Source organism: Mycobacterium sp. SMC-21, from assembly GCF_045310825.1.
GTDB lineage: Bacteria > Actinomycetota > Actinomycetes > Mycobacteriales > Mycobacteriaceae > Mycobacterium.
Genome location: NZ_JBJIAO010000005.1, coordinates 124896 through 150431 on the forward strand (window position 1 = coordinate 124896; position 25536 = coordinate 150431).

Below are 25536 nucleotides of genomic sequence, written 5' to 3' on the forward strand. Positions count from 1 at the left end.
TGAATTTTGAGTTAGCTGTCAGTGCTGTAGCGAATGGCATTCCACCACGGATTCGGAATGCGTCGAGAACTTTTGGGGGAAGCGTCCATGTCCGACCGTGACGGCGTCGCAACGTTGAACCAGGCTGTGGTGCCCGGCCTCGCCGAAGCTGTGCAAGCGGCGGCCGCGGCCGCTGACGACGTTGATCGGGACGCGCGCTTTCCTCACGAGGCTGTCGAGGCTCTCAAGCACGCAAAATTGTTGTCTTGTGGCCTGCCGGTCGAACTTGGGGGCCGGAACTTCCCAATCGGCCGGTTGGCTGTCGTCGCGCGCGCCCTGGGTGGCGCCTGCAGCGCGGCGGGCATGGTCTTCGCAATGCATCAGACGCAGGCGCTGGTGCTAGCCAAATATGCCCGATCGGGGCCGCCCGCCGAGCTGACAAAGTTGATTGCAGCAAATGAATCACTTATTGCTTCAGCAACCACTGAGGTGACTACTGGTGGCGATCTGGGTGCATCCACGTGCGCGGTGGTGAGCGACGGCGATGGCGTGCAGTTGGAGAAGAACGCACCAGTCATCTCGTACGCCGAGCACGCGGACTACATCGGTGCCACGGCGCGACGCAATCCCGACGCCTCGGCGAATGATCAGGTACTACTGCTATGTCCCGCCCAGGACACGAAATTGGAGCGCACCAGCACATGGAACACCCTGGGATTTAGGGGGACATGCAGTCCGGGCTACCTTTTGTCGACTCGGACGTCGCCCGACAATGTGATCCAGGCCGACTTTGCCAGCATCCTCGCCACGACGATGCTGCCTGCGTCGCACACGCTGTGGGCGTCAGTGTGGCTGGGTATCGCCGATGCTGCCTACGCCAAGGCGCGTAGCACCGTTCGGCAAGCTGCGCGCAAGTCGCCCGGCAAATCCGTACCGCAGGCGACATTGCTGGCCGATCTGACTGTCGCGCATCAGGGTTTCGAGTCGATGGTGCAGCACGAAGTGCGGCGGTATCAGGCGCTGGTCGAGTCAAACGCCGACGAGGCCACGATCAGCTTCACCCTCGCGATGAACAATTTGAAGATCGCGGCGTCGACTGCTGTCATCGAAGTGGTCACCGACGCTCTGAGGATTGTGGGACTCAATGGATATCGTGAGGACCATGCATTGTCCATGGGACGTCTGCTGCGGGACGCGTTCGGACCGCAGCTCATGGTCTCCAATGAGCGCATTCGCTTGAATAACGCCAACCTCGTGTTGGCCTACCGGGGGTAACGATCAGCACATGGTTTCCGATTCACTCGAACTCGCCCGCAAGGAATTTCGCGATTCATTGACTGAAGCCGGGTTGCTCGTCCCGCTCGGGATCGACGGGTTGTATGGCCGCAGCGGTGCCTTCGAGAAGATCATCGATGGTATCGACATCGCGGTCCGCGCCAAAGGTGCCGAAGTGCACGGTGACAATGCGGTGGTTCTGCGTTTTCCACCGCTGTATCCGCGCGAGGCGTTTGAGAAGACCGACTATATTGCGTCCTTTCCGAACCTCACCGGCGCCGTGTCGACATTCACCGGCGGCAACGCCGAGCACCGGGCCCTGCTGGCTGATCGTGATGCCGGCATGTCCTGGGACGGGCATCTGAGTCCGGCCGGAACCATGCTGGTTTCGGCCGCATGCCACCCCAGTTATGGAACGTTGCCGAAGGTGCTGCCGGAAGGCGGTGCGCTGATGGACATCTACGGCTACTGCTTCCGGCACGAACCAGCGATCGATCCCGCACGGATGCAGGCCTTCCGGATGCATGAGTACGTTCGTGTCGGTTCGCCTGAACAGGCTGAGGTGCACCGTAATTCGTGGGTGGCGCACGGCATGGACGTACTGACATCGCTCGGGGTCGATGCCCGCTCGGAAGCTGCCAATGATCCTTTCTTTGGGCGAGCCGGCCGGATGCTGGCGGCCAACCAGCGTGACGAGAACTTGAAGACTGAGTTGGTTGTGCGCCTCTACGGGGATCTCGACGAGGGCACCGCAGTTGTCTCAGCCAACTGTCACCGTGACCACTTCGGTGAGACCTTCGGCCTCTCGACTTCCGATGGTGCGACGGCACACAGCGCCTGCGTCGGGTTCGGGATGGAGCGAATTGCGCTGGCGCTCCTGGTGACTCATGGTCTCGAGACGGATTCGTGGCCAGCCTTGGTCCGGAAGCAACTCGGATGGTGACAGGGCCGTCCATCGCTGAACCGATTGCTAACAGTCGATATGCGCTATGCGTTGATCCAACCGCTCAGATGCATCGTCCTGCCCTCACGGCATGAAGCGGAGACGGTCGACACCGGCAGTGTCGTCCAGTTTCGTGTGCCGACGACCGAGTGCGACGCCAACCATGGTGAGGATCAACATCCCGGTAACGCCGGGGAGTGCACCACTGATCAGACATCCTCCTCCCGGTATATCCGGATCTGACAGCCCCGGAATTGGTGCCTGCGAGGAGACTGTAAGGGGACTGCGCACGCCATCTGCTGGCGATGAATAAGTCGGCATGAACCGGGTGATATCGACGGCTTGTAGCGTGCCCCACCGTGATGGGCCTGCTACCACGTCGGTGTCTCTGGTGGTGGCCGGCCAGGTTCGCCCGCGGACAGCGCGCCGCACGCTCACCGGTGCGATGTCAGCCGATGGCATTGAAAGGTCGCCTCGCTGCCGTGCACTCGACTGCGGGCTGGATGTCAGCGCGGAGTTCATGGAAATCGGGAAGATCGTGGTGTCCTGCTGACGAAGCGAACGGGCATCGACTCGACTGGGTTCGTTAGATCCGGCAACTGGTTGATCCGGAGATAGCGGCGCGGTCTCCAGTGGGCGGCTCTTGTTGGTTGGTGCCTTATGCGCGGGTACGTTGGCCGTACGCAGCGATTTACGCGGTCGGGGAGACGGATTGGCGGACATCAGCGGTGTCTGCTGGGCATCACGGCCATCACTCATCGCTTTCGACACATGTGCACCGTGTACCGAATGACCATGTGAGGCGCCCGATGCCGCTGGCCGTGCATCGTTCACCAGCGGCGGCGGCTGATCTGCCTTCGCTGACGGGGAGGCGACAATTCCGACGACCAAGCCCGCGACCGTCAGCGAAAGCGCCTTGCCCTGCCGCCTGGTTGATTTCATCACAACCGTCCCGAGTCATCGGACTGTTGCCTGAAGCCGATAGTGGGCTCGGACTGGCGGCCGAGGTGCCCACGGCCGCATCTCCTCACGAGCCTGAACCTCGAGCGAAGTTGATCGGGGTCGGTCTCGCTCGAGGTCCAGGAGTTTTGTGGGCAGGTTGCCACGGTTGTCAGTAGGCGCCGCTGCCAGTCAGGACGGTACGGACAGTTTTGGCGATGATGAGCAGGTCTTGTAGTAGGGACCAGTTTTCGACGTACGAAAGGTCCAGGCGCACAGCGTCTTCGACCGCTAGGTCGGAGCGTCCGCTGATTTGCCAGAGTCCGGTGAGGCCGGGTTTGACGGTGAGGCGGCGGCTGACGAGGTCGTCGTAGGTGTCGACTTCGCGGCGGACTTGGGGTCGTGGTCCGACGACGCTCATGTGTCCGGTGAGGACGTTGAGGAATTGGGGGAGTTCGTCGATGGAGTATTTGCGGATGATTTTGCCGATGGGGGTGACACGGGGGTCGTCTTTCATCTTGAAGAACATGGCACCACCGCCGTTGGCAGCGATCAGGTCGGCTTGGCGGGTGTCGGCGTCTTGGTACATGCTGCGGAACTTGGTCATCTTGAACGGGATGCCGTCGAGGCCGATGCGCTCCGCCTTGTAGAAGATCGGGCCACTGCTGGTGAGCTTGACGGCCAGCGCGGTGACGAGCATGAGCGGGGCCACCGCCAGTAGCGCGGCACCGGCGAAGGCGATGTCGAAGGTGCGCTTGATGAGCGAATTGGCACGGCTGTATTGGGGTTTGGTGATCTCGAAGACGGCCATGCCGGCGACCGGGCGGCTGGTGAGGCGTTGGTCGGCGATGTCGATGAGGCCGGGAGCGACCATGAGATCGATACCATGAGTTTCCAGTTCCCACATGAGCCGGCGGATGTCGGTGGGGCTGAGATGGTGGGTGGCTGCCAGGGCGACAGTGTCGGCGTTGGTGTGCAGGACTGCGGCAAGGATGGCTTCGTCGGTGCCGACGATGGGGATGTCGCGGCCGGCGATGGTGATGACTTCCTTGGCGTGGGTGGGTCCCATCGGGGTGCAGAATCCGGCGACGTGGTACCCCGCCCACGGATCCTTCGCGAACTCGGTGGCGATGTCCGCGGCGGCACTCGTGGCGCCGACAACGAGGAGGCGGCTTTGGTTGTAGCCATGGCGGCGCTTGTTCGCGTGGATCTTGCGCCAGATCCAGCGGGTGGCGATCAGACCGACCAGACCCGTGGGCAGAGCGATGGCCAGGTAGCCGCGCGAGATGTCGAAGTGCAACAGCGTCGAGGCGATGGCGATTAGGCCGAACAGCTGCAGCGTGGCCGCAGCGAGGGTGACGTATTCATCGAATCCGCGGCCGACGATTTTGGCTGATCGGCTGCCAAGGGACAGAAAACCCATCCAGGCGATGGCGATGATGGCGGACACGACGAGGTAGCGGATGTGGGGACCGCCGTCGAGGGAGACGTAGACAGGGCGCGCGTCGGCACCGGCGAAGCGGAAAATCTGCCCGAGGATGACGGCAGAGGAAATAACGAGTGCGTCGCTGAAAATAAGCTGGCGTGCATATTTTGCGTGACGTTGCTCACGGATTGACCTGCCCCGGTTGCCGCTTGTGGTAGCCGGTGGTGGCTGCAGATTGAGCTGGTTTGTTGTGTCGACCTGACCGGTGGACGACTTGATTACCGACTTTACCTGCGCATTTTCTACGGTTGGTGTCGACATGGCTACCGGGGCGCTCTCTGCTGGGCGGGACTCACTCGGCGGGTTCGATCCCTGGCTGCTTGCAGGATTCACCTGCCAGTTCAGGATCCACACGCGGACCGACGGTGGTCTCGCGTGATGCTGTATCTGTTAACGAATGCGATTTGCAGCAAATTTATACCTAAGGGTTGAAACAGGCAAGTAGGACACCTAATCAACACGTGTTACGGCCATCACATCTGGCCTCAGACCCATGTGAGACGAGACCTGACTGCTCTGGGGCGTCAGGAAATGCGGATGATCTCGAGGGGGACCGTGCGCGTCAGGGTGAAACCCATCGCCTTGTAGAGCGTCTGAGCCGGGTTGTCGCTCGAGGTATGGAGGAACGGAGTTTCGCCGCGCTCGCGGATGCCGTGTGCGATCGCGCGGATCAGGCGGGATGCCAGGCCCTGTCCGCGGGCTTCGGGGGCGGTGCAGACTGCGCTGATTTCCGTGTAGCCGGTCGGACGCATCCGCTCGCCGGCCATCGCAACAAGCGAACCGTCGGCGGTACGGATGCCGAGGTACGTTCCGAGTTCGATGGTCCGGGGCAGGAACGGCCCGGGTTTGGTCTGCTCGACGAGAGCGGTCATCTCGGGTACGTCGGCCGCTGTGAGCGGTATCGCCGCCGGTTCGGGCGCGGTATCGACGCCGCTACCTTCAAATTGGACCAAACCGAATGTCTCGACGACGGACCATCCCGCGGGCAGTGGCGTGGCGCGGTCGCGAAGTACCGCAATCTTGGTGGGCCCGGCCAGGCGGGCGACGTGGCTGTAGTCCTCGTCGGTCAGCTCGCGTGGGTGACCATAGAACACCGACACGTCCGGGTGATATCGCTGGATTCGTCCGCTGACTTCACGGAATCGGCTGTGCGGGCCGTCCAGCGCGGCGTTGACGGGATCGGCGAGCACATCGGTCACGTCTCGATCATCCCAGACGGCGAGACGGCGTCAGGACGCCGCTGGCGACGGCCCTGCCGGGAAGGCTTTGGATTCACGAGGATTGAATCGCGTTTGTAGCCCTGCCTATTCCCAACCATTCTGGGCGGGGAGGCAGAAGATAGACTGCCCGACCATGCCCTCGCTTGCGACCTCGGCGCGCAACCTGTTCGCCATCACGCTCGGCGATGGTGTCTGCCCACCGGAGCCGACCGAGCATGTGGTGCTGTTCGATGAACCGCACCGCCAACTGCGGCGCTACGGCCAGTCGGACGGACGCGAGTCCGCACTGGTGCCGGTTCTGCTGGTACCACCACTGGCCGCTTCGGCGACCTGCTACGACTTGTCGCCGGGTCAATCGCTGGTGGCTCACCTGCTGGAACAGGGCCGTACCCCGTATGTGGTCGACTACGGCGAAATCGGCTGGGCTGACCGGCATCTCGGTTTGGAGGCCTTCTTCGCAGACATCCTGCCGGAAGCCATCGAGCGGGTGCTCATCGATTCCGGGGCTCAGGAACTCGACCTGATCGGTTGGAGCCTCGGCGGCACACTCAGCCTGTTCACCGCGGCTGCCAACAAGGACCTGCCCATCCGTTCGATCACCGGCATCGGCACGCCGCTGGATTACGGCCGAATCCCCGGCTACCCGGAAGTCCGACGAATCACCAAGCCCACCAACGGCTATGCGGTCACCACCGTCCTGCGCGCCATGGGCGGGGTGCCCGCTCCGGTGGTGCAGGCCGCTTACCGCGCGACGTCCTGGGATCGCGAACTCAAGCGACCGTGGTTCGTCCTCAACAACCTGGGCAACACCGAAGCCTTGGCCAGGGCCGAAGTGATCGACCGCTTCCAGGACGCGTTCCCGGGATATCCGGGGCGCGCCGTATCTCAGATGTGGGGCCGGCTGATCTACCACGACGAGATCGCCACCGGCGTCGTCAATGTCGCGGGCCGGACCCTTGACCTGACGTCATTGACACTGCCGATCCAACTGTTCGGCAGCCACCGGGACGCCATCGCGCCGTGGGAATGCGTGCACAACGGGGTGACCATGCTGAAGTCGGCCGATGTTCGGTTCGCCACTGTGGAAGCCAGCCATCTCGGCTTGGTCGCATTGTCGGCCGGTGTCACCGAGACGTGGCCGGCGATCGACGACTTCCTGAAGGAACTGGACAGCCGTTAGGAGTGTCTGCCGGCGGCCGTTCTATTCGGGCTTGAGGTGGCGCCACCAGCAGGTGATGTACAAGCTCATCGAGGCCACCAGTGTCACGATCACCCAGAGCACTACGGACACGTCGATCCACGTTCCGATGGGTGGAGCGTCGGGCAGCGCGTTGCGCAGCGGCACCACTGCGAAAAGCATTGCGGCAAACCATGTCGTCATGGGCGGCTGAAACTTGCGGCGGTTGCGTGCGGTTTGTACCGCGACCACCGCTCCCAGTACGGCAATCGTGACGAGCGCGCCGACGAGGACTGCGGCGAATGCGGCTGTGCTGGGGGAGCGCTGCGCCTTGACGCGGTAGACACCCGGTGCGGCGTCGTTGCTGCCGGCCGGAATGTGGAACATCCATCCGGGCACCCGATCGAAGAACGCGGGCGTCACTCGTATCGGTACGTGTGACGCACCGCGAAACAGTTCGACGGTGATCGGGCCCGAGCGGTAATGGTCGAATGGATAGCTGCCAGGGTCGCCGGACAGGATCAGCGCCACGGGAAAGACGTCGGGCACCATGCCTTTCGTCCATGTGCGGCGGGTCGGTGTCACTGCGGATTGCACTGCGACACTGAGATCTTCGGTAAGGCTGTGCGTTTGCGGGTCCAGCAGCGCCGGACCGGGAACGACGGTCACGTTGGCCACCATGTCGCCTTTGACCGAATGGACCTCGTTCAAGTCGATGGTGACGGTGGTGCCATCGCCTGTCGGTATCGGCTCGCTGATTTGGCTTGGGTGTCCGAGGCCGGTCCTCGCGTACAGTGCGATCGTCGTGAGATACAGGGCGACGATGACCGCCACGCTGGCGACTACCCGGACTTTCATAGGCGACCCTCCCGCATAATTGACAGCAGTGTAAGTCAGGTGCTGCGGTGCGCGTCGGTATACCGTTGCCTCAACGCTCACGCGTCGCGCAGATTGTCGGGATTCAATGGGTGCCATCACGCCCCGCGACTAAGGCCGGACGTGGCTTTCGGTCGAGCTTATCGTCGGGCGGTGGCAGCGACGTTGCCTGCGAATGACCAACTCCATTGCGGCCCATGGCTATTCGTCACAGTGACGAATAGCCATGGCTGAACCCGCACTACAGAATGGGGGCGGCCGGGGCGACCCTGTCGACATGTCGATCCTCGGGCGGCGCTCGACCCATTCAGGCTCACAACGCGAGGTTGTGTGGCCGACCGTCACTCCTGTCCGTTCTCATTGATTCTGGGGCATTCTCATTGAATCTGGGGTAAGTGCGTGTCTTTCTCATTGAATCTGGGGCACGAGGCTTAGCGTTTATGTGTGCTGACGTCGGCTGTTTCGGCTGGGCCAGGTGTAGCGAGTGCAGTGGACTTGGAGTTCAACACCCGCGAGGGATGCACGCGGCAATCGCTGGACCGATGTGCTGCAACCCGGTTTGAGTTGGACTGTTCACCAGTGCGGAATTTCCCCTCGTTTCGAGGTCAGCGTAACTTTCCCGGGCTGTGGTGGTTCGCCACAACCGGCGCACATGTAGGTCACGAGTCCTGGGTAGAACGTGACCAGTTGATGGCGTTGGATGCCGATCCGGATGTTGTTGGTGTTCTGTCGCAACCATTTTGGATTCATTGGCGTGACGGCACGCGGCATGCTCCTGACTACTTCGTGCGGCGCCGCGATGGATCTGTCGTCGTAGTCGACGTTCGTGAGGACGACCGGATCTCTGACGCTGATCGGGACGTGTTCGATCGGTCTGCCGCCACGTGCGCGATGGTCGGTTGGGATTACCTGCGTGTCGGTTCCCTCGATCCAGTGCTGCGGGCGAATCTACGTTGGTTGTCGGGTTATCGGCATCCGCGAGTATTGAAGATCGGTTTGGCTGATCAACTGGCGGAGGTCTTCGCTCGGGTCCGTCCGTTGATGGCTGGTGTGCACGCGGTCGGGACTCCTTTGGTGGTGCTGCCCGTACTGTTTCATCTGCTCTGGCACGGCCGTTTAGTTGCCGATCTGCAAGGAGCGGCACTTGGCGACGACACGGCGATTGGCCTCGGGACCGGGTGGTGACCTGACGTGCGAACGGGTGTCGTCCGAGAGGGAGACGAAATCCGTTTATCAGCAGGTGTTTTCACCGTCGTAACCCTGTCGGGCGGATCAGCTCGACTGGTTGACGCTGTCGGCGAGCAGATTGTGGTGCCGCTCTCGCAGCTGATGGTTGATCCGGCATTGGAATTGGTGTCGGGGTCGCGACCGCCACTGTGTTCTGAGGAAATGCTGGCTGGCATTCCCGAGGCAGCCGTCGAGCAAGCACGGTGGTGGGAGCGCCACATCGTGGAGATCCTCAGCGGCCGCCCGCCTGGGACGGCCGCGGGCATTCGTCCCCGCCCAGAGTTCGACACGGCGAAACGATCTCTGCGGCAGCGTGAGCTGGCCAAGTTGGACGAGCTGCGTGCCGCCGGCCACGACGTGAGTCGGAATGCGTTGCAGCGTCGCCGATTTGCCTACGAACGGGACGGGCTCCTGGGAGTGGTTGACGGGCGCCATAATCGGCGGCGCGCGGTATTCGGCCGTGTGGACGACCGTGTCGTCGCCGCGGTGCGGGATGCGATCGAGGGCGAGACCGACCTGTCAACGGGAACGGTGCAGCGTCTGCAACGGCGGGTCGCCAAGACGCTGGTGGCCACCTATGGTGCCGACGACGCGCCCGCGCTGCCGTCGCAGCCCACCTTCTACCGGCTGGTCAAGCGCCTCGCGGAAGGACGGCACACGTTCGGGTCAGCACGGACGCGGCGATCGCTGTCCAAGCAGCCCGATGGCCCATTCGGGTCGATCACCGTGGTGCGCCCCGGCGAGATGGTGGAAATCGATTCAACCCTTCTGGATGTACGGGTAGTGCTCGATGACGGCATGGTAGACCGAGTCGAGCTGACTGCGATGGTCGACAACGCTACGCGGTCCATCCCGGCCGCGGTGCTGCGACCGACGACCAAAGCAGTGGACGCGTCACTGCTCTTGGCGCGGGCATTGACGCCCGAACCGATGCGCCCGGGATGGGCCGATGCGCTGCGGATGTCCCGGTCGGTACTTCCGCACCACAGCCTGACCAGTGTCGATCAGCGCCTGGCCGATGCTGCGGCCAGGCCGGTGATCGCTCCCGAGACGATCGTCTGCGATCACGGGAAAGCGTATCTGTCCCAAACATTTCGGCAAGCGTGCTGCACATTGGGGATCAATCTGCAGCCGGCTCATCCCGACTGCCCGACCGATAAGCCGAAGATCGAGCGGACATTGCAGTCGGTGGGCACCCTGTTCGCACAGTACGTGGCCGGTTACGTCGGTTCATCGGTGGAGCGGCGTGGGAAAAACGCCGAGGACGACGCGGTGTGGTCGATGATTGAGCTGCAGGCGCTGCTGGACGAGTGGATCATCGCGGTGTGGCAGAACCGCCCCCACGATGGCCTGCGGGATCCGGTGACGCCGGGGAAAGCGTTGTCTCCCAACGAGAAATACACTGCCCTCGTTGAGGTGGCTGGCTATGTACCGGTCCCACTGGACGCCGACGACTATATCGAATTGCTTCCCGTGCAGTGGCGCACAATCAACAGTTACGGGGTCCGGATCAACCATCGCACCTATGACGCCAAGGCGCTCAACCCATACCGGCGCCAGCATTCCGGGGTCGATGCCCGTAACGGACAGTGGGAAGTGCACTACGACCCGTATGACGTGTCGAGGATTTGGGTGCGCAATCACCACGAAGACGGATGGCTGGCCGCGACGTGGACGCACCTTCGGTCCTCGCCGGTGCCGTTCGGCGAGACACTGTGGCGCCACGCCCGCTCCGTAGCCGACCGCAGAGGGGCCCAGAAGACCCAGGAAGCGGAGATTGCGGCCATCGCGGAGGACTTGCTGGACCGCGCCGCCGCTGGGCCGCAGCAGCAGACGAAAGCCGAGCGCCGAGTGACTGGACGGACCAGCGCCGCGAGCGCCGGCCGGGACTGGCCGGACCCGACGGAATCATCCGAACATCATGGCCCGTCACCGTCGGAACGGGCCGCCGACAACGAGACTTTCGACGATGACGGCGAGATGGCGGAGGTCATACCCCTGCCGGTGTTTGATGCACGCAAGGAGGCCCAAACGTGGCGACTGTGACCGAGATTGCGGCGGTGGGTCAGTTAGAGGATCGCCGCCAGCCGACCACGACGCTGGAGGGCTGGCGGCGTTTTGTTGATGCCGATCCGCCGGAGTTCACGTTGCTCGCCGACGACGAGTGGGCCAGCCTCGGTGAGGACGAGCGGACGGCCTACAACGAGGCCCGGGTTGCGCATCATTCGGAGCTGGTGGTGGTCACCACGTCGGCGATCGAAGCGATCACCCATCAGGGCCGGCTGTTGACATTGCTCAACCAGCGCGAGATCGGGGCCCGGCGCGGGCTGATCATCTCCGGCGGGGCAGCGACGGGGAAAACTACGGCGATCAAGCAACTGGGTCGGTTTCACGAATTGCGCACCCGTGCACGGTTTCCCGGCGATGAGAGCCGGATTCCGGTGGTGTATGTGACGGCCCCGCCGAAAGGGTCGCCCCGCAAGTTGGCGATGGAGTTCGCACGGTTTCTGGGGCTTCCCACGCTCAATCAGCGGATGAACGTGACCGATATTTCCGATGCCGTGTGCCAGGTGCTCATCGATGCCCGTACCGACATCGTGGTGGTCGATGAAATCCACAACCTCAACCTCGACACCCGCGCCGGCGAAGAACTGTCCGACCACCTCAAATACTTCACCGAGCATCTGCCTGCGACATTCGTTTACGCCGGGATCGAAGTGGAACGCTCGGGGCTGTTCACCGGCACGCGGGGACGGCAGTTGGCCGGCCGTTGCGGGGTGATCCACACCAGCGCATTCCCCGACGCCAAGGAGTGGCGACAACTCGTCGCCGCCATGGAAGGTACCTTGCGTCTGCATCGACACGAACCGGGAAGCCTTGTCGCCCAGGCCCGTTACCTGCACCGCCGCACCGGCGGGATGATCGGCAGCCTGGCCCACTTGATCCGGGCTTCAGCAATCCAAGCGATGCTCGACGGCACCGAGCACATCACCCGCGAGGCCATGGACGATATTTTGATCGACTACGCCGCCCACACGGCCGCGGCCCGCACGGCCAGCTGACGTGGCAACTGTCAGGCCGTGGCCGCGCGGACCACGCCAGCGGCTCCCGCGAACGATCGCACCGTTCCGTTGGGAAGCCGTATCGTCCTACATCGACAGGCTGGCCCGCGCCAACCATATCGGCGTCTCCACACTGCGCGGCCATGTCGCCGAATCATGCGCAGCCCGGCCGCGACCGGACTGGTTGGCCGTCGTCAGCGGCCAACCTGAGCAGGTAATCCGGTCCCGTCTCTGCGGGCTTGCTGGCGACCCCACCGCGCTCAAGCAATATCTCCGCCGCCCTTTGTGTCAAAGATGTATGGCACGCAAGGGAATACACGAACCCGTCTACTGCTACCTGCCTGCACATGTCTCCGTATGCCACCGTCACCGACGCTGGATCGGTTCACCAACGCGCGTTCTTGACGACCAGGTGGATCTTCGTGACCGGCCCACGGTGCTCAGTGCCGGGCGCACGCATCGGCGCTTGGCCCGTCAGTATTCAGAGGTCGACCTTCATGACGCCTTGGGCGACGCCCGCCACATCCTGGTCTTCTGGGCTCACGCAGAGCGTCACGTGGCGGCGGGGATTCTGCAGAATGGCCTAGAAGCGCACGTGGTGGCCTACCCCGATGTGATCGCCGTAGCCGCAACATTGCTCACAGCTCGCCCTCGGGTTGAACAGCCCAGGACGCCAACGGAACCCGCCTGGCCGACGCTACTGCTCGACCGCATCAACGAACGCACCGGCGCCCACCATGCCGACGCCACCCCCGTCGAGCAATGGGCGCAGTACCGACGCCTATTCGCCACTGCCGTATTGACGACACGCTCAGACGGCGCAGAACTGGCGTGTCGCGCTTAGGGGTCGGCAGTCTTGAATGTGCCTTATCAGTAAGGCACTTGTGGTGTGCATCTGACTGTGTCCGACGGTTGTATCTATCGGCTTTCTAATCGTTAGGGACAGTGGTATCTGGCTGGGTGTATCGGCCGGTGAATCATCACCGGCGGCGCTGCTTGCCGGTGATTGGCCGGCGGTGGGTGGTCCAGCACGCGGCCACCGCGCTGACCACCACAGCGAAGGCGGCAATGACGCTGGCCGGGAGGGCGTGGTCCTGCAGCCATCCGGTCGCGGTGGCCGACCAGCCGGTGAGCAGGTTGCCGCCGCTGGCGGTGTGCCCGGTGGCCGCGGGCAGCCAGTACCACGCGAGGTAGGCGCCGGTGGCGATGAGGACAACGGCGGTGACGCGGGTCCCGTGGCGGGCGAGGATACCCAGATGCCGGGTCAGGGCCGTGCCGGCGATGGCGGTGCCGACGCTGACCAGCATCAAGATGGTGGCGGCACCGGCTGTGTATGCGGTGAACACTGCCAGCAGACCGCCCCATCCGCTGGTGGCCTGGGCCTGGGCGATCACCGCGAGCAGTACCCCGAAGGTGCAGGACAGTGACGCCAGGGCGTAGCCGATTCCGGCCGCGAGCACACCACCGGCTGTTGGGGAGTCCGGCCGATGACGCGTCCGGGCAGGCATACGCAGACCGATGGTGCGGCCGGTGAGCATGAAGCCGCCCAAGATGGCCAGGGTGAGCCCGATCGTGATCCCGAGCCAGGGAGCAGCCGTCACCAGGGTCCGGGCACCGGCACTGATCGCGATACCGGCGAGGGTGAGGGTGCCGGTGAACCCGATGGTCAGGACGGCCCCGGTGCGCAGTGCCCGGGCCAGCCGCACGAGCACCGCATCGGTGCCGCCGGTGGCGATGGTGCCGGTGATCCACGCCGGTAGCAGCGCGAACCCGCAGGGGTTGACCGGGGCGAGCATGCCAGCGGTAAACGCGAGCGCGAGCAGGTTCACCGTGCGGCGCTGCTGCCGAGGGCGGCCAGGATCTGATCCTGGGACGGGGCGTGGCCGCGGTAGCTGATCTGCCCGGACGGGTCGATGACGAGGGCGGTGGTCGGCGCGGTCACCTGGTAGCGGCTGGTCAGGGCCCCGTTAGTATCGACGACCGCGGGCAGGCTGGTGCCGCCGATCTGGTCCAGGAAGTGGCGAACATCGGCGGGTTTCTCGGTGGGGACGATGTCGACGGCTAGGAACTTGGCGCTGCCTCCGGCTTTCTCCACGGCCGCCCGAGCAGCGGCCAGGGATTTACCGCCGCCGACGCATTCGCCGCACCCGTAGGAGAAGAACAGGATCGCGGTCGGGGCGGCAGCGGGCAGTTCGACGGTTTTGCCGTCCACCGTGGTCAGTGTCGCCGCCGTCGCCTGGGTTGTGGCGTTGGCGTGTGGCGGTGAGGTCGGATTGCTGGTTGTGGCCGATTGGCCGCACGCGGTCAGCGCGCCCGCTGCCAGCATCACAGCCGTAACGCCCGCCCACCTGTGGGGTGTAAACGAACGCGTTTCAGACATTGTCGATGCTTCCTTTCGTCAGGTCGTCGAGCGTGTGCGTCGCGGGTGAATGGCTGTCGGCGGGACAGCAGTGATCGCCGCGTTGACCGCGGCGGGCGAAGGCGACCACAGCCGCCAGCAGCAGCGCGACGGCTGCCCCGATGACCCATGGATTCTCGAGCAGTCCACACACGGCGGCGAGCGCGCCGCCGGCGATCAGGACTGGCGCGGCGCAACACAGGGCCGTCACCAGCACCGCTGCCGCACCCAGCAGCACGGGATTTCTTCGTGGACGTTGATTCATTGATTTCTCCTCATCAGGTTGGGTGCGGCTGGTCAGCTGCAGCAGCCGGGGTGGGCAGTTGGCGGGGTATGGAGCTGGGTAAGGATTTGTGTGGTCAGGGCTGCGCCGAGTTGGTGGGCCTCAGCGACGCTGACGATCTGACCTTCGGGGTGCTCGGCGAGCCACGGCGCGGCGTCCTGCGCGCAGGTGAAGTAGTGCACCTGGTTGCAGAATGAGGACCGGATCGAGGTGAGGTCGTCGGGGTTGACCAGCGAGACCACCGCGGTCTCGGGCTGCACGCTGGTGACACCGTTTTCGCCGACCGAGACCCTGATCGGGTGCCCGCTGACGGGTGATTCGGATTCGATGCTGGCGGGCCGGTCCAGGATGGTGGGAAAGATGAGGGTGTCCAGGGCGCACCAGGTGTAGAGCTCTTGGCCGGCCACGGTGAATCGGTGGCGGGTCGGGCGCAGGGTCAGGCCCTGGCCGACGATGCGGCCCTGCTCGTCGTATTCGGTGTCGGGTACCGCGGCCAGACGCCGGGTCACCTCGTCAACCGGGAGGCCGACGGCCGCGGCGAGCGCCTCCACGGTGACCGGCTCGCCGGCGGCGAGCAGCCGCAGCAACGGCACCAGCATCGTCGGGTCGAGCCCGGACTCTTCCGGAATGGTCAGGCGGTCAAGGAAATTGGGCATCAGGAACCTTTCGAGTGAGCCATGCGTCAGGATGCGCAGCAGGACAGTCGGGACATATCGGCGCTGAAGGACTGGGCGGCGATTTTGATGCCTTCGGCCATGGTCAGATACGGGGCCCAGGACCCGGCGACCTGGTCGACGGTCATCGCGGCGTCGAGGATGTAGACCGCGGCGGCGGCGATCTCGCCAGCATCCTTGGCGACGGCGGTGATGCCGTGGATGCGGCCGGTGCCGGCGTCGGCGACGAGTTTGATGAAACCGCGGGTGTCTCGGTTGACCACCGCACGCGGCACATGTTTTAGCGGCAGCACCCGGCAGTCGCACCGTGTCCCGGCGGCGAGGAGCTCGGCCTCGGTCGTCCCGGCCGCACCGACCGCGGGGCTGGTGAACGTCACGCGGGGCAGATGGCGGTAGTCGACCCTGCGGCCGGCGTCGGTGAAGATGTTGTCGGCGACCATCGCGCCGTGATGGGCGGCGACGTAGACGAACTCGCGGTGCCCGGTCACGTCGCCGGCCGCCCAGATCCGTGGGTTCGACGACTGCAGCCCGTCGCTCACCACGACCTCGTTGTTCTCGCCGGTTTTGACCTGCACCGCTTCGAGATTCAGGCCGTCGGTGTTCGGACGGCGGCCGGTGGCGACGAGGACTTTCGCGGCACGGAACTGCTGCGTTCCGCCGGTGATGGTCGCGGTGACCGTGACCTGATCGTCGGCCTGCTCGACCTCGCTCACCGTGGCGCGGCGCACCACCCGGATGCCGTCGTCGGCGAACACCTCCAGCAGCGCCATGCCGACTTCCGGCTCTTCCTTCGATGCCAGCGTGGAGCGGACCAGCACCGTCACCGTTGACCCGAGCCGGGCGAACAGTTGCGCCTGCTCCAACGCGACGTAGCCGCCGCCGATCACCAGCAGCGACTCCGGGACCTCGGTGACTTCCATCGCGGTGGTCGAGGTCAGGTAGGCGACGCCCTCGAATGCGGGCGGGATGACTGGGTTCGCGCCGGTGGCGATCAGGTAGTGCTCGGCCTCGATGGTGGCATCGCCGACCTCGATGACGGGCGCGTCCGGGGTTCCGGCGAACCGCGCTTGGCCCTGAATGCGCTGCCAGCCATACGATTCGGCCACGTTGAGGTACTTCTCTGAGCGCAGCGACTCCACCAGATCGTGCGTGCCGGCGATCAGGGCCGCCATGTCCACCGGGCCGGCCGTGGTGGCGATCCCCGGGAACCGGGCAGTGTCGGCTGCGGTATGCCGGGCCTCGGCCGCTGCGATCAGGGCCTTTGACGGCACGCAGCCGGTGTTGACACACGTGCCACCGAAGATGCCGCGCTCGATCATGACGACGGACTTGCCGAGCGCGGTAGCGCGGATCGCCGCGGCCATCGCCGCGCCGCCGGAACCGATGACCGCGAGGTCCAATCCCTGACTCATGCACCCATCCTTGACCTTCAAGTAGGCTTGAAGGTCAAGTGTTCTGAGGAGACATCGTGAGAATCGGGAAGCTCGCCGAGGCGACCGGGGCCACCACCGCGACGCTGCGCTACTACGAAGACGAAGGCCTGCTCCCGCCCGCCGAACGTTCCCCGGCGGGGTATCGCGACTATGCCGCCGACACGATCGCCCGGGTCGGCTTCATCCGACGGGGACAGGCCGCCGGGTTCAGCCTCGCCCAGATTCGGCAGATCCTCGACATCCGTGACAGCGGCCACGCGCCGTGCACGCACGTGCGCGACCTGCTCGACATCCGACTGACCGACCTCGACGAGCAGATCAGCGCACTGGTGGCACTGCGCGAGACCATCGCCCGGCTGCGGCAGGGCGCCGAAAGCGTCGACCCGGAATCATGCAGCGCCGATGACGTATGTCGATACCTCTAGGAGCCACCTCCGTGGCACCGGAGGCATGTATTTCGTCAAGTCCGTTGACCCCGGCAGTCGTCATGAATTTCCGCCCCACTGGAGGTCGTTGGTGCGCGGGAGCGCGGGGCCTGCTGAGCAGTAGGCTCACCCGATGCGGTGGGATTTCACTCGAAGCTGGTCGCATTGGCCGTGCTGAGCCCAGCCACACTCGTTCAGGCGATCGCCACCTTCGCCATCACCAATATCGACGACATCGTGGTCCTCGCGGTGATGTTCGGCCAGGCGCCCGGTCATCGTGGCGCAGCCATCCGAGTGACCGCCGGTCAGTACCTCGGCTTCACCGCCATCTTGGCAGTTTCGGTCGGCGGCGCACTCCTGGGTGCCACGCTGCTTCCTCCAGCCGCACTGCCGTACTTCGGGCTGCTGCCCATCGTGTTGGGGCTGCGGGCGGCATGGCTGGCCTGGCGGGATCGCCGCACCCAACCGGCGCCGACCGATGATCCCGCAACACTGTTGACGCCTGGCACCTGGCAGGTCGCAGTCATCACCTTCGCCAACGGCGGCGACAACATCGGCGTGTACGTTCCGATCTTCGCCGTCTCAACGATCGCCACCATCGGTGTTTACATCATCGTGTTCCTCATCGGTGTGGCCATCTGGTGCGCGGCCGGCCGATATTTCGCCTCCCACCCGATCATCGCCAAAGCACTCTCACGCTGGGGCCACATCGTTCTGCCCGTTGCACTGATCACAATCGGGGCCCTCATCCTCATCAAAGGCGGAGCGTTCGCCCTCTAGCTCGGAGCAACTTCACCACTCAGGGCCAGGAGGCGCTCCTGCATCGGCATGTGTTGGCGTTCAACCACTTTGGTGATGTCCCGGCCCGTATCCGCTATGACAATCTAAAACGGGCGGTGGCCAAGGTGCTCAAAGGCCGCAGCCGGCACCCGAACTACCAACACGAGCGAGCGCACCACAGAATCATGATCGTGTGTCACGAGAGACACGATCACAGTAGTTATACCGAAGACGTACCCGAGCCAACGGAATCGACAGGAGACCATTCCGGCTACCCTGCTGCGCTCGCAGCCGGGCGCGGAAGCAGGGTAGCCCCAGATTCAATGAGAAACGTCGCGATCGAAATTCTCATCCAATCTGGGGCAATGCAGGTCAGACTAGTAAATGTGCCCCAGATTCAATGAGAACGGACATCCGGCGCACCAATGTGACGATGCATCGACATGGGCTATGCCTTTGAAAAACCTTTGCGGGTAACAACATTCAAGCATCCGGCGAGCCGCTGGTGAAACGTCACTGTGACGTATCGTTATTGTCGCACAGGGTGGCTCGATCAGAGTCGTCGCAGCCGAGTGGGTGGCGCTAGTATCTCCGGACGTACCCGGGGTGTCGACGCGTGACAACCGGTCCTTGGAGGAACGGCCGCCGGCGCCGCGACGCTTGTGCGGCTTGCAGCGCGCGGATACGCGCCATGAGTGTTCCGGGTGATGGTTAAGCATGTGATGGTCCGTGAGCGACTCCGCCGATCAGGCGAAGAGATCGACGGTCTTGGTCCACCCTCGCGTACCAGGCGAAAGCCAAACGCCGATAATCGACATTATGTCAGTTACTCGAATAGTGGTCTGCCGTGGTCCGATGCTGCACCCGCCCCGGCCCTTGTCGGATGACAACCTATTTGAGACTTTGACACCCTAGTTGAGACTCAGTGACAGACAGTTGAGACTGTCGGGCCCGTCAGCTTGTCGTACCCCCGCAATATGGTCTGGCTCATGTCCAGTTGCACGTCCGTGGAGTCATCGGCAGATTCGTCGGCGCAGATCGGGATCGACACGGTCTCGTGGATCACCGCCGACGGGAACGAACGATCGGCTGCAGTGTCGCCCGCCTTGCTTCATGAGCATTTCCACCGAGCTCTGCCCTGGCGTTCCGGCGTCCAGTTTCAGAACCGGCTGAATCGGCATTCGCGGCAGTATTTCGCCTCGCAGCGCACGCATGTGTGGTGCGAATCAGGCTTGGAAGCCGAATCATTGCTGTCGCTGGACTTCGACGGCCTGGTTCGCCAGATCGCCTCGCAGCCCATGAAAATCAGCTTCGCCGACGGCTCGACCCACTTCCCTGACTTCTTCGCCACGCTCCGCAGCGGTGACCAGGTCCTCTATGACGTCAAACCATCGGGTCGCATGACCGATGCGACGGTCGAGCAGTTCGCGAAGACGGCGGACGTGTGTCGCACGGTCGGCTGGAAGCATCAGGTGCTGCACGAATTGCACCCGACCAAGCTGCGCAATCTCGAATGGCTTCGTGCAGCACGGCATACGCGTTATCACCCAACGCAGCCCGAGCTTGACCGGTTGGTCGCGGTGTTCGCCGACGGATGCACATTCCGCGACGGAGCGCTCAAAGCCGATCTCAAGCGACCGTATATTGCAGCCGCACATATTCGACATCTGCTGTGGCACAGGCATTTACGCACTGATTTTGACCAGGTTATTACCGAGTCGAGCCTACTTGAAAGCGTCCATGGCGAGTCCCCGATTCTGAGTCCACCCGGAATTAGAGTCGGGTTTGTTGATCCAGATTCAGTTGATTTCGCAGGCCATCGGGGTGTGACTGCACGTACAGACGGCAGCGTACTCGGCGGGTGTTCGGTAGCCCAGCGCCGAGTGCCGGTGCCGCAGGTTGTGGTCAGCCTTGAAGTCCCCGATCACCACTCGGGCCTCCATCAGGGTGTTCCAGTGATTGCGGTTGAGGCACTCCTTGCGTAGTCGGTTGTTGAACGATTCGATGTAGCCGTTGTTCCACGGCGTGCCCGGCGGGATGTAGGACAACCCGACCTTGCCGTCGCAAAACTGTTGCAGCGCAGCCGAAATGAACTCAGGGCCGTTGTCCATCCGCAACACCATCGGCGGCCCGCCGGCCGCGGCGAACACCTTCTCCAACTCGGCCACCAGTCGCTGCGCGGTGATCGACCGCTCGACGATGTTCAGCAGCGACTCACGGGTGTGCTCGTCAAGCATCGACGCGATCTTGATGGCCTTGCCGTCGACGGTGGAGTCGAACTGAAAATCGATGGCCCACACCACCTTCGGCGCATCCGCGATGACCTCCGGTGGGCACGATGACACCCCCGACCGCTTGCGCGGCGAGGTGACCTTCACCTGCAGACCTTCCTCGCGCCAAAGCCGGTGGATCTTCTTCTTGTTCACCTCACGGCGCTCGTCGTACCGCAACGCCGCCCAGGCACGCCGGAACCCATGACACGGGTGTTTGGTGGCGTACGAGCGCAACCAAACCCGCATATCGGCGTCCGGATCGGACGGGGTCAGCGCCATCGGCAGGTTTCTGTAAGTGGAGCGGGCCAGCCCAACGGCCTTGCACGCCAACCGTTCCGACATGCTCAAGGTGTCCTTGAGCATGTCCACGGCGCGGCGCTTGGCAGCTGGGCTCAGAATTTTCCCTTCGCAACCTCCCGCAACGCGTCCTTCTCCAGCTCAGCCTCGGCCAACAGCCGCTTGAGGCGGGCGTTCTGCTCGCGCAGCTCCTTGAGCTCGCGGGCGGCGTCGGTGTCCATCCCGCCGTAGGCGCGGCGCCAGTTGTACAACGTCGCCGGCGATACGCCCAGCTCGGCGGCGATCTCCTCGCCAGTCTTGCCCTCGGCAGCCAACTCGTCCGCGCGGCGCAACTTGCGCACGATGTCCTCCGCGGAATGCCGCTTGCGTCCAGCCATGTATCTCATCGTCCCTTCTCGGCCCGAAACCGGGCCACGGGACTCTAAAACACGCTGGACTCATTCACAGGGAACACGCCATCCACAAGGGAGAACCATGCAACTGCGGAGCGTGAATCTCGGAGATATCGTCACCTGGGATGGCTGCGACTGGATAGTCGACGCCCACGGTGAGCGTGGTACGCGTCTGAACCCCGTGGCAAGCGGCTCGCCCGTCTGGGTCGATCTCGCGACGATCTCCCAGGAAGAGTCCTTCGAGCATCATCATGCAGACACCGAGCATGCCCGGGCGGCGCGCAACCGCGTTGAGCTCGCAATGCTTGCGTCGGAAGTTCGTCAGGATGTCCTGTTCTGGCTGCAACACGTGAACGAGGTGCAGTCCGGCCTGATCGATCCACACGACCCGGATGCCCAGCCGCGTGACGGCTACGGCCCAGAGACGACCCTTGAAGAACGCGTGCAGCGCAAGCTTGCTGAACTCGATGCCGCGGGAATCAAAACGTCGCGGCCAAGCCTGTTCCGGAAAGTCGCCAAGTACCGAACGGAAGGTATCGCCGGGCTCGTCGACCGGCGGCTCCTGCGCCGTCAGGAACCACGGCGAATCGCACCTGAGATCGAGGAAGCCGCTCAGCGTGTCATCGCTGATCATCTCGGTGCAACCAGCCGCGATGTCCTCTATTTCATAGATAAGGTCAAACATCTTGTCCGCCAGGACAATCCGGGGAAAGACGTCAACTGGCCAAGTGACCGCACGATACGACGTTGGCTTACCCCGATGCTGGAAGCAGCCGGCCTGACCAAGACCGCCAGTCACCGCCGATCAGAATCGAACCGGCCAAACCGAGCATTCCAGCCGATCCTCGCTTTCTACCCAGGGCAATACGTCGAGATCGATTCGAACACCCTCGACATCGAAACCGCGATGCCCGACGGCAAGATCATCCGCCCCTACATGACCGCTGCGGTCGACGTCTATTCCGGGAGCGTTGCCGGCTTCCACATTCACGCCGGTGCGCCATCGTCTACCGACCACACCGTGCTTTTCGCTCGGATCGCTGCACCACGTCGTGCCATTGATCGCATGAATCCGGCACTGTGGCTGTCGAATTCGAAGACGCTCCCTTCGAGTGAAATGATCGCGATGGGACAGGCCGCCGGGGATGCTCCGGCGATGCCGTTCATTTCCATCGAGACGCTGACTATGGACCGCGGCAAAGACTTTCTGGCCAGCCGGGTCGCCGCAGAAATGCTCGGGTGGAGCGTCGTGGACGCACCACCGCATTCTCCGACGGCGAAGCCTCATGTCGAGCGGTTCTTCAAGAGCATGAACAGCCTGTTCCTGTCGCGCCTGGATGCCTACGTCGGCAACTCCCCTGACCATCGTGGCCGCAACCCGCGCGCACCAATACCTTTCACGCAGCTGGTCGACGGCATGTGGTCGTTCATCGTCACCGTCTATCAGAATCGTCCGCACAAGGGACTGGTGCTTCGCGAACATCCGGGACGGACGTTTACGCCGAACCAGATGTACTCGGCGACCTTCGACGCCAGCGCCGGTATCCCGATCCCGATCTCCCAGTCCGACTACATCTCACTGATGCCCCGGCACGACCGGACTTTCCAATCAGACGGCATCCACCTGAGCAACGAGATCTACGACTCCCCCGATCTCAACGAAGTCCGGGGACGGCCAGGCAAGCACGAGATTCGTCAAGATCCCTATGACACAGAACGGATCTGGGTTCGCCACCCCGACAACGGTGAATGGATCACTTGCTTCGCGCGATCAATTCGGCTCGCCGCCCTGCCTTTCGGTACGAGCACCACCGCGAGCCTCTCCGCGACGGCCCAGGCGGACGATCCGCACACTCAGTGGGCGCAGGACTTCCTCGACGCCGAATCTCATCGTGTGAAAGCGACACGCTCTGGCACCGACAAGGGCACACAAAGGACCTCGTCGGGCAAAGCCGCGCAGAAGAAGGCCACAAAGAGTGCTGCCGAACGTGCTAATCGCAAACGTGACCCGCTCCCCCGCCCAGCAGCTGTCGAACCAATGCAGCTTCCGACTGCCGTGCCGGTGCGTGAACACCCCGACGACTATACGGTTGCATGAAAGGCCAAAGACGATGATCCACAACGCATTTGCGACACCTGGCCGCAAGACAACCTTGGAAGGGCTGCGTCAGCGGATCGATAACCGCATCATCCGGCCGGACGTCCTTAGCCGCACCGACTTCGACCGGTGCACCGAAGCTGAACAGGTTCTCTATGACGACCAGCGGCTGCAATGGTTCAGCAACGGACTGATCGTGAGGACCCCAGCGCTGCGGCGACTGACCATGACCGGATTATCACTACTGCGCGTCCATGACCCCAGCACCGTGGGTGAGCGTGGCATCGTCCTGACCGGCCCGCCACACATCGGGAAAACCACTGCATTGATCCGCCTCGCTGCCGAAGTCGAGCAGTGGGCAGGCAAACGCGCGCCCGACTTCCGGGAGACCGGACGTGCACCCGTGGCCTACATCGAAATGGAGCCGAAGGCATCCCCGAAGTCGATCGCCAGCTCGATCCTCAACTTCTACGGGATCCCGCATAACTTCAAGTCCGCCACGCAACACCAGCTCACCGATCAGGCTCTCGACGCTCTGCGTCGGCGACACACCCAGATGCTGATCATCGACGAGCTTCAGATGCTCAAACTCGACGGCAAGACCGGTGACGATGCGGTCAACTCCTTGAAGACGATCATGAACGACTCGGGGGCGATCTGCGTATTCGCCGGCGTCGACCTGCTCGAAGGACTCTCCAGCCGGCCAGCAGAGCAAATCATGGCCAGATGCCAAGTGACACAGATGCGTCCATTCCTCAGCAGCGACGACACCTCACGCGGTCACTGGGCCTCGCTGGTCAACTCACTCGGCGACGCAATGCATTTGCTCGATGCCGAACCCGCTCATCTCGCCCCCTACGCCGACATCCTGCTGACGATGACTGGAGGAAAAATCGGCGACCTTCGAAGCATTCTTGCCCTCGCGATGGCGAACGCGATCACCGACCGTGATGACACTGGCAGCGAGATCATCACGCAGGAGCACCTTGTCGGGGTCGGGCAGATCGGCGTTGCATGAATCTCGACGAGCTGCCACGCCAGTCAGTGCCCGTCCGCCCGGTTCACCTCGAGACCCCTGGGTCGTATTTCACGCGGCTATGCACAGCGAATTCAATCGACCGTCCGTGGATGGAAACGATTGTCCGACAACGACGGCGCACCGGAGGCTGCGGTGCGCGCGAACTCGGAGTCATGATTTCCGAATTGGGTGGACCCGAACCTGGAAGATTCGAATCAGCGCACGCATGGGCGCTCATCGGGCACCGGAACCTCCGCGGCCCCTGGGACAAGCAGTCCACCAGCGGCACCGCATGCCTGTCATGCACCGCCGGCACAGCGGTAGCGACCTACCCCCACATCCGATTCGCCTTTTGCCGTCGGCACGGCCAATGGTTAGGCAAACTTCAACGCGCTGCCGTCCTCGACGCCGACCTCTGGAAGGCCGAGCAGGCCCTGCGCCGCATGGTCCGATCAGGGGACGTAACCCGGGAGCTGTACGAAGGCACCTGGGACGCCGTACGCGACCATGCGTACATGATTGGTGAGAACGCCCAGCCAGAAAGACTCCGGCGAGCTCTTGACCAACCCAAATTCACCGTCGGTACCGATGACCGGATCGCTCTGTTCCCGCAGACCGTGCTGGCGCTTCGCGCCGTGACTCGACCTCAACTGATCACCTTGGCCAATCAAGGCAGCCGCAAGCGGCACGAGGTCAGAAGCGCCCTGACTGACAGTCTCGATTGGGCTGGAGACGACCGATGGTTGCTGGTCAAGAATCTGCAGGAACTGCTTCAATCACACGTCCGCAGTGTGGCTTGACTATCGCACTCCTCGGCGCCGCAACTTTCCGAGTCCCCTGGGGACCTGCTGAATCGGCGCGGATCACCGGCTCCTGGTCCGTGGACTTCATCGGCTTCTCGTCCGTTGCGGTGTAACCCACCCAGTCACACCCGGCTCGATTAGGCCACGCCCGGAAAAACCCAGTTAAAACGGCCCGACCTCCGATAAGCTCTGAGGCCGTTGACCTGCCCGGGTCACGCTGTCCGAGGGAGGATCGACGTGGCTGAGCCGTGGCTGTCCGCAGACGACATCGCCGCACACCTCGGGATCACCAAGGACACCGTGTACACCTGGATCGCTGAGAAAGCCATGCCGGCCCACAAGGTTGGGCGCCTCTGGAAGTTCCAAGCAAGCGAGATCGACGACTGGGTGCGCCGTGGCGGTGCGGCGGGGGAAGGCGTCTCATGACTGCTCAATGTCAGTGGCTCCTGCTGCAATGACACCCGGGATGGAGTGCATC

Annotated in this window: 22 protein-coding genes and 1 pseudogene; 14 read left to right on the forward strand and 9 right to left on the reverse strand. The window is 63.5% G+C overall.

What is annotated here, in order from left to right:
- Positions 1-87: 87 nt before the first annotated feature.
- On the forward strand, positions 88-1254 hold the full coding sequence (locus ACJH6H_RS07775) for an acyl-CoA dehydrogenase family protein (protein ID WP_064860131.1): 1167 nt from the start codon (positions 88-90) through the stop codon (positions 1252-1254).
- A 10-nt stretch (positions 1255-1264) separates the two neighbouring features.
- On the forward strand, positions 1265-2197 hold the full coding sequence (locus tag ACJH6H_RS07780) for an amino acid--[acyl-carrier-protein] ligase (protein ID WP_064860118.1): 933 nt from the start codon (positions 1265-1267) through the stop codon (positions 2195-2197).
- Positions 2198-3308: 1111 nt separating this feature from the next.
- Here the strand turns inward: ACJH6H_RS07780 and ACJH6H_RS07785 are convergent.
- Together ACJH6H_RS07785 and ACJH6H_RS07790 are read right to left on the reverse strand one after the other, a co-directional pair.
- Entirely contained in the window at positions 3309-4976 is a 1668-nt protein-coding gene (locus tag ACJH6H_RS07785; RefSeq protein WP_406774599.1) for a sugar transferase, read from the reverse strand.
- 170 nt (positions 4977-5146) lie between these two features.
- Positions 5147-5821: a GNAT family N-acetyltransferase gene (locus ACJH6H_RS07790; protein WP_212811432.1), complete on the reverse strand. Its 675-nt coding sequence runs from the start codon at positions 5819-5821 to the stop codon at positions 5147-5149.
- A gap of 154 nt (positions 5822-5975) precedes the next feature.
- On the opposite strand from ACJH6H_RS07790, the gene ACJH6H_RS07795 reads away from it, so the two are divergent.
- Complete coding sequence (locus tag ACJH6H_RS07795) at positions 5976-7022, forward strand: alpha/beta fold hydrolase (protein ID WP_212811431.1); 1047 nt, start codon at positions 5976-5978, stop codon at positions 7020-7022.
- A 21-nt stretch (positions 7023-7043) separates the two neighbouring features.
- Here the strand turns inward: ACJH6H_RS07795 and ACJH6H_RS07800 are convergent, their stop codons facing one another.
- Positions 7044-7877 (reverse strand): DUF4436 domain-containing protein, encoded by an 834-nt coding sequence (locus tag ACJH6H_RS07800; RefSeq protein ID WP_212814813.1) that lies wholly within the window; start codon positions 7875-7877, stop codon positions 7044-7046.
- Positions 7878-8339: 462 nt separating this feature from the next.
- Between ACJH6H_RS07800 and ACJH6H_RS07805 the strand changes: the two genes are divergently transcribed.
- The 4 genes from ACJH6H_RS07805 to ACJH6H_RS07820 all read left to right on the forward strand — a co-directional run bounded on the left by ACJH6H_RS07805 (position 8340) and on the right by ACJH6H_RS07820 (position 13028).
- Positions 8340-9080, forward strand: coding sequence for a TnsA-like heteromeric transposase endonuclease subunit (locus tag ACJH6H_RS07805; RefSeq protein WP_011894084.1), 741 nt, complete (start codon positions 8340-8342; stop codon positions 9078-9080).
- A 123-nt stretch (positions 9081-9203) separates the two neighbouring features.
- Positions 9204-11168, forward strand: coding sequence for a Mu transposase C-terminal domain-containing protein (locus ACJH6H_RS07810; protein ID WP_406774646.1), 1965 nt, complete (start codon positions 9204-9206; stop codon positions 11166-11168).
- The gene (locus tag ACJH6H_RS07815) at positions 11156-12184 is read left to right on the forward strand and encodes an ATP-binding protein (protein ID WP_005148661.1); all 1029 of its coding nucleotides are present in this window, start codon (positions 11156-11158) and stop codon (positions 12182-12184) included. Before ACJH6H_RS07810 ends, ACJH6H_RS07815 begins: the two co-directional genes overlap by 13 nt.
- 298 nt (positions 12185-12482) lie before the next feature.
- Positions 12483-13028: a hypothetical protein gene (locus ACJH6H_RS07820; protein ID WP_226522004.1), complete on the forward strand. Its 546-nt coding sequence runs from the start codon at positions 12483-12485 to the stop codon at positions 13026-13028.
- Positions 13029-13164: 136 nt separating this feature from the next.
- Here the strand turns inward: ACJH6H_RS07820 and ACJH6H_RS07825 are convergent, their stop codons facing one another.
- Genes ACJH6H_RS07825 through merA form a run of 5 tightly spaced genes read right to left on the reverse strand, consistent with a single transcriptional unit; the run spans position 13165 to position 16951 of the window.
- Positions 13165-14013 carry a cytochrome c biogenesis CcdA family protein gene (locus ACJH6H_RS07825; protein ID WP_024444598.1) on the reverse strand — a complete coding sequence of 283 codons (849 nt, stop codon included), beginning with the start codon at positions 14011-14013 and terminating at the stop codon, positions 13165-13167.
- Positions 14010-14510: a redoxin domain-containing protein gene (locus ACJH6H_RS07830; RefSeq protein ID WP_225433764.1), complete on the reverse strand. Its 501-nt coding sequence runs from the start codon at positions 14508-14510 to the stop codon at positions 14010-14012. The genes ACJH6H_RS07825 and ACJH6H_RS07830 overlap by 4 nt, the downstream gene beginning before the upstream one ends.
- A gap of 46 nt (positions 14511-14556) precedes the next feature.
- The gene (locus ACJH6H_RS07835; RefSeq protein WP_005148657.1) at positions 14557-14847 is read right to left on the reverse strand and encodes a hypothetical protein; all 291 of its coding nucleotides are present in this window, start codon (positions 14845-14847) and stop codon (positions 14557-14559) included.
- A gap of 32 nt (positions 14848-14879) precedes the next feature.
- Complete coding sequence (gene merB / locus ACJH6H_RS07840; protein WP_005148656.1) at positions 14880-15521, reverse strand: organomercurial lyase MerB; 642 nt, start codon at positions 15519-15521, stop codon at positions 14880-14882.
- Positions 15522-15547: 26 nt separating this feature from the next.
- Positions 15548-16951: a mercury(II) reductase gene (merA, locus tag ACJH6H_RS07845; RefSeq protein WP_005148655.1), complete on the reverse strand. Its 1404-nt coding sequence runs from the start codon at positions 16949-16951 to the stop codon at positions 15548-15550.
- A gap of 56 nt (positions 16952-17007) precedes the next feature.
- On the opposite strand from merA, the gene ACJH6H_RS07850 reads away from it, so the two are divergent.
- From ACJH6H_RS07850 to ACJH6H_RS07860, 3 genes and pseudogenes are all read left to right on the forward strand, one after another.
- Entirely contained in the window at positions 17008-17397 is a 390-nt protein-coding gene (locus ACJH6H_RS07850) for a heavy metal-responsive transcriptional regulator (protein WP_005148625.1), read from the forward strand.
- Positions 17398-17535: 138 nt separating this feature from the next.
- Positions 17536-18177, forward strand: a complete 642-nt coding sequence (locus ACJH6H_RS07855; protein WP_079481877.1) for a cadmium resistance transporter — start codon at positions 17536-17538, stop codon at positions 18175-18177.
- Positions 18178-19166: 989 nt separating this feature from the next.
- A pseudogene (locus tag ACJH6H_RS07860) lies at positions 19167-19847 on the forward strand (TnsA-like heteromeric transposase endonuclease subunit); the annotation flags it as partial.
- A 129-nt stretch (positions 19848-19976) separates the two neighbouring features.
- Here ACJH6H_RS07860 and ACJH6H_RS07865 read toward each other — a convergent pair.
- Positions 19977-21124, reverse strand: a protein-coding gene (locus ACJH6H_RS07865) for an IS3 family transposase (protein WP_109557130.1) whose coding sequence is annotated in 2 segments (ribosomal slippage) — positions 19977-20857 and positions 20857-21124 — 1149 coding nt in all. Because the reading frame shifts where the segments join, the coding sequence is not laid out codon by codon here.
- A 97-nt stretch (positions 21125-21221) separates the two neighbouring features.
- On the opposite strand from ACJH6H_RS07865, the gene ACJH6H_RS07870 reads away from it, so the two are divergent.
- The 4 genes from ACJH6H_RS07870 (at position 21222) to ACJH6H_RS07885 (ending at position 25484) form a co-directional block, all read left to right on the forward strand.
- A complete protein-coding gene (locus tag ACJH6H_RS07870; protein WP_074362046.1) occupies positions 21222-23237 on the forward strand; it encodes a Mu transposase C-terminal domain-containing protein in 2016 nt (671 codons plus the stop codon).
- A gap of 13 nt (positions 23238-23250) precedes the next feature.
- Positions 23251-24255: an ATP-binding protein gene (locus tag ACJH6H_RS07875; RefSeq protein ID WP_236741111.1), complete on the forward strand. Its 1005-nt coding sequence runs from the start codon at positions 23251-23253 to the stop codon at positions 24253-24255.
- A 110-nt stretch (positions 24256-24365) separates the two neighbouring features.
- A complete protein-coding gene (locus ACJH6H_RS07880; RefSeq protein WP_074304472.1) occupies positions 24366-25055 on the forward strand; it encodes a hypothetical protein in 690 nt (229 codons plus the stop codon).
- 240 nt (positions 25056-25295) lie between these two features.
- Positions 25296-25484: a helix-turn-helix domain-containing protein gene (locus ACJH6H_RS07885; protein WP_070917645.1), complete on the forward strand. Its 189-nt coding sequence runs from the start codon at positions 25296-25298 to the stop codon at positions 25482-25484.
- Positions 25485-25536: the final 52 nt, after the last annotated feature.

What these genes read in the sequence shown, in the direction of transcription:
- ACJH6H_RS07775 (WP_064860131.1), top strand. Translation starts at nt 88, where the DNA reads ATGTCCGACCGTGACGGCGTCGCAACGTTGAACCAGGCTGTGGTGCCC.
- ACJH6H_RS07780 (WP_064860118.1), top strand. Translation starts at nt 1,265, where the DNA reads ATGGTTTCCGATTCACTCGAACTCGCCCGCAAGGAATTTCGCGATTCA.
- ACJH6H_RS07795 (WP_212811431.1), top strand. Translation starts at nt 5,976, where the DNA reads ATGCCCTCGCTTGCGACCTCGGCGCGCAACCTGTTCGCCATCACGCTC.
- ACJH6H_RS07800 (WP_212814813.1), bottom strand. Translation starts at nt 7,877, where the DNA reads ATGAAAGTCCGGGTAGTCGCCAGCGTGGCGGTCATCGTCGCCCTGTAT.
- ACJH6H_RS07820 (WP_226522004.1), top strand. Translation starts at nt 12,483, where the DNA reads ATGGCACGCAAGGGAATACACGAACCCGTCTACTGCTACCTGCCTGCA.
- ACJH6H_RS07830 (WP_225433764.1), bottom strand. Translation starts at nt 14,510, where the DNA reads ATGCTGGCAGCGGGCGCGCTGACCGCGTGCGGCCAATCGGCCACAACC.
- ACJH6H_RS07835 (WP_005148657.1), bottom strand. Translation starts at nt 14,847, where the DNA reads ATGAATCAACGTCCACGAAGAAATCCCGTGCTGCTGGGTGCGGCAGCG.
- merB (WP_005148656.1), bottom strand. Translation starts at nt 15,521, where the DNA reads ATGCCCAATTTCCTTGACCGCCTGACCATTCCGGAAGAGTCCGGGCTC.
- merA (WP_005148655.1), bottom strand. Translation starts at nt 16,951, where the DNA reads ATGAGTCAGGGATTGGACCTCGCGGTCATCGGTTCCGGCGGCGCGGCG.
- ACJH6H_RS07870 (WP_074362046.1), top strand. Translation starts at nt 21,222, where the DNA reads ATGCAACTGCGGAGCGTGAATCTCGGAGATATCGTCACCTGGGATGGC.
- ACJH6H_RS07875 (WP_236741111.1), top strand. Translation starts at nt 23,251, where the DNA reads ATGATCCACAACGCATTTGCGACACCTGGCCGCAAGACAACCTTGGAA.
- ACJH6H_RS07880 (WP_074304472.1), top strand. Translation starts at nt 24,366, where the DNA reads ATGGAAACGATTGTCCGACAACGACGGCGCACCGGAGGCTGCGGTGCG.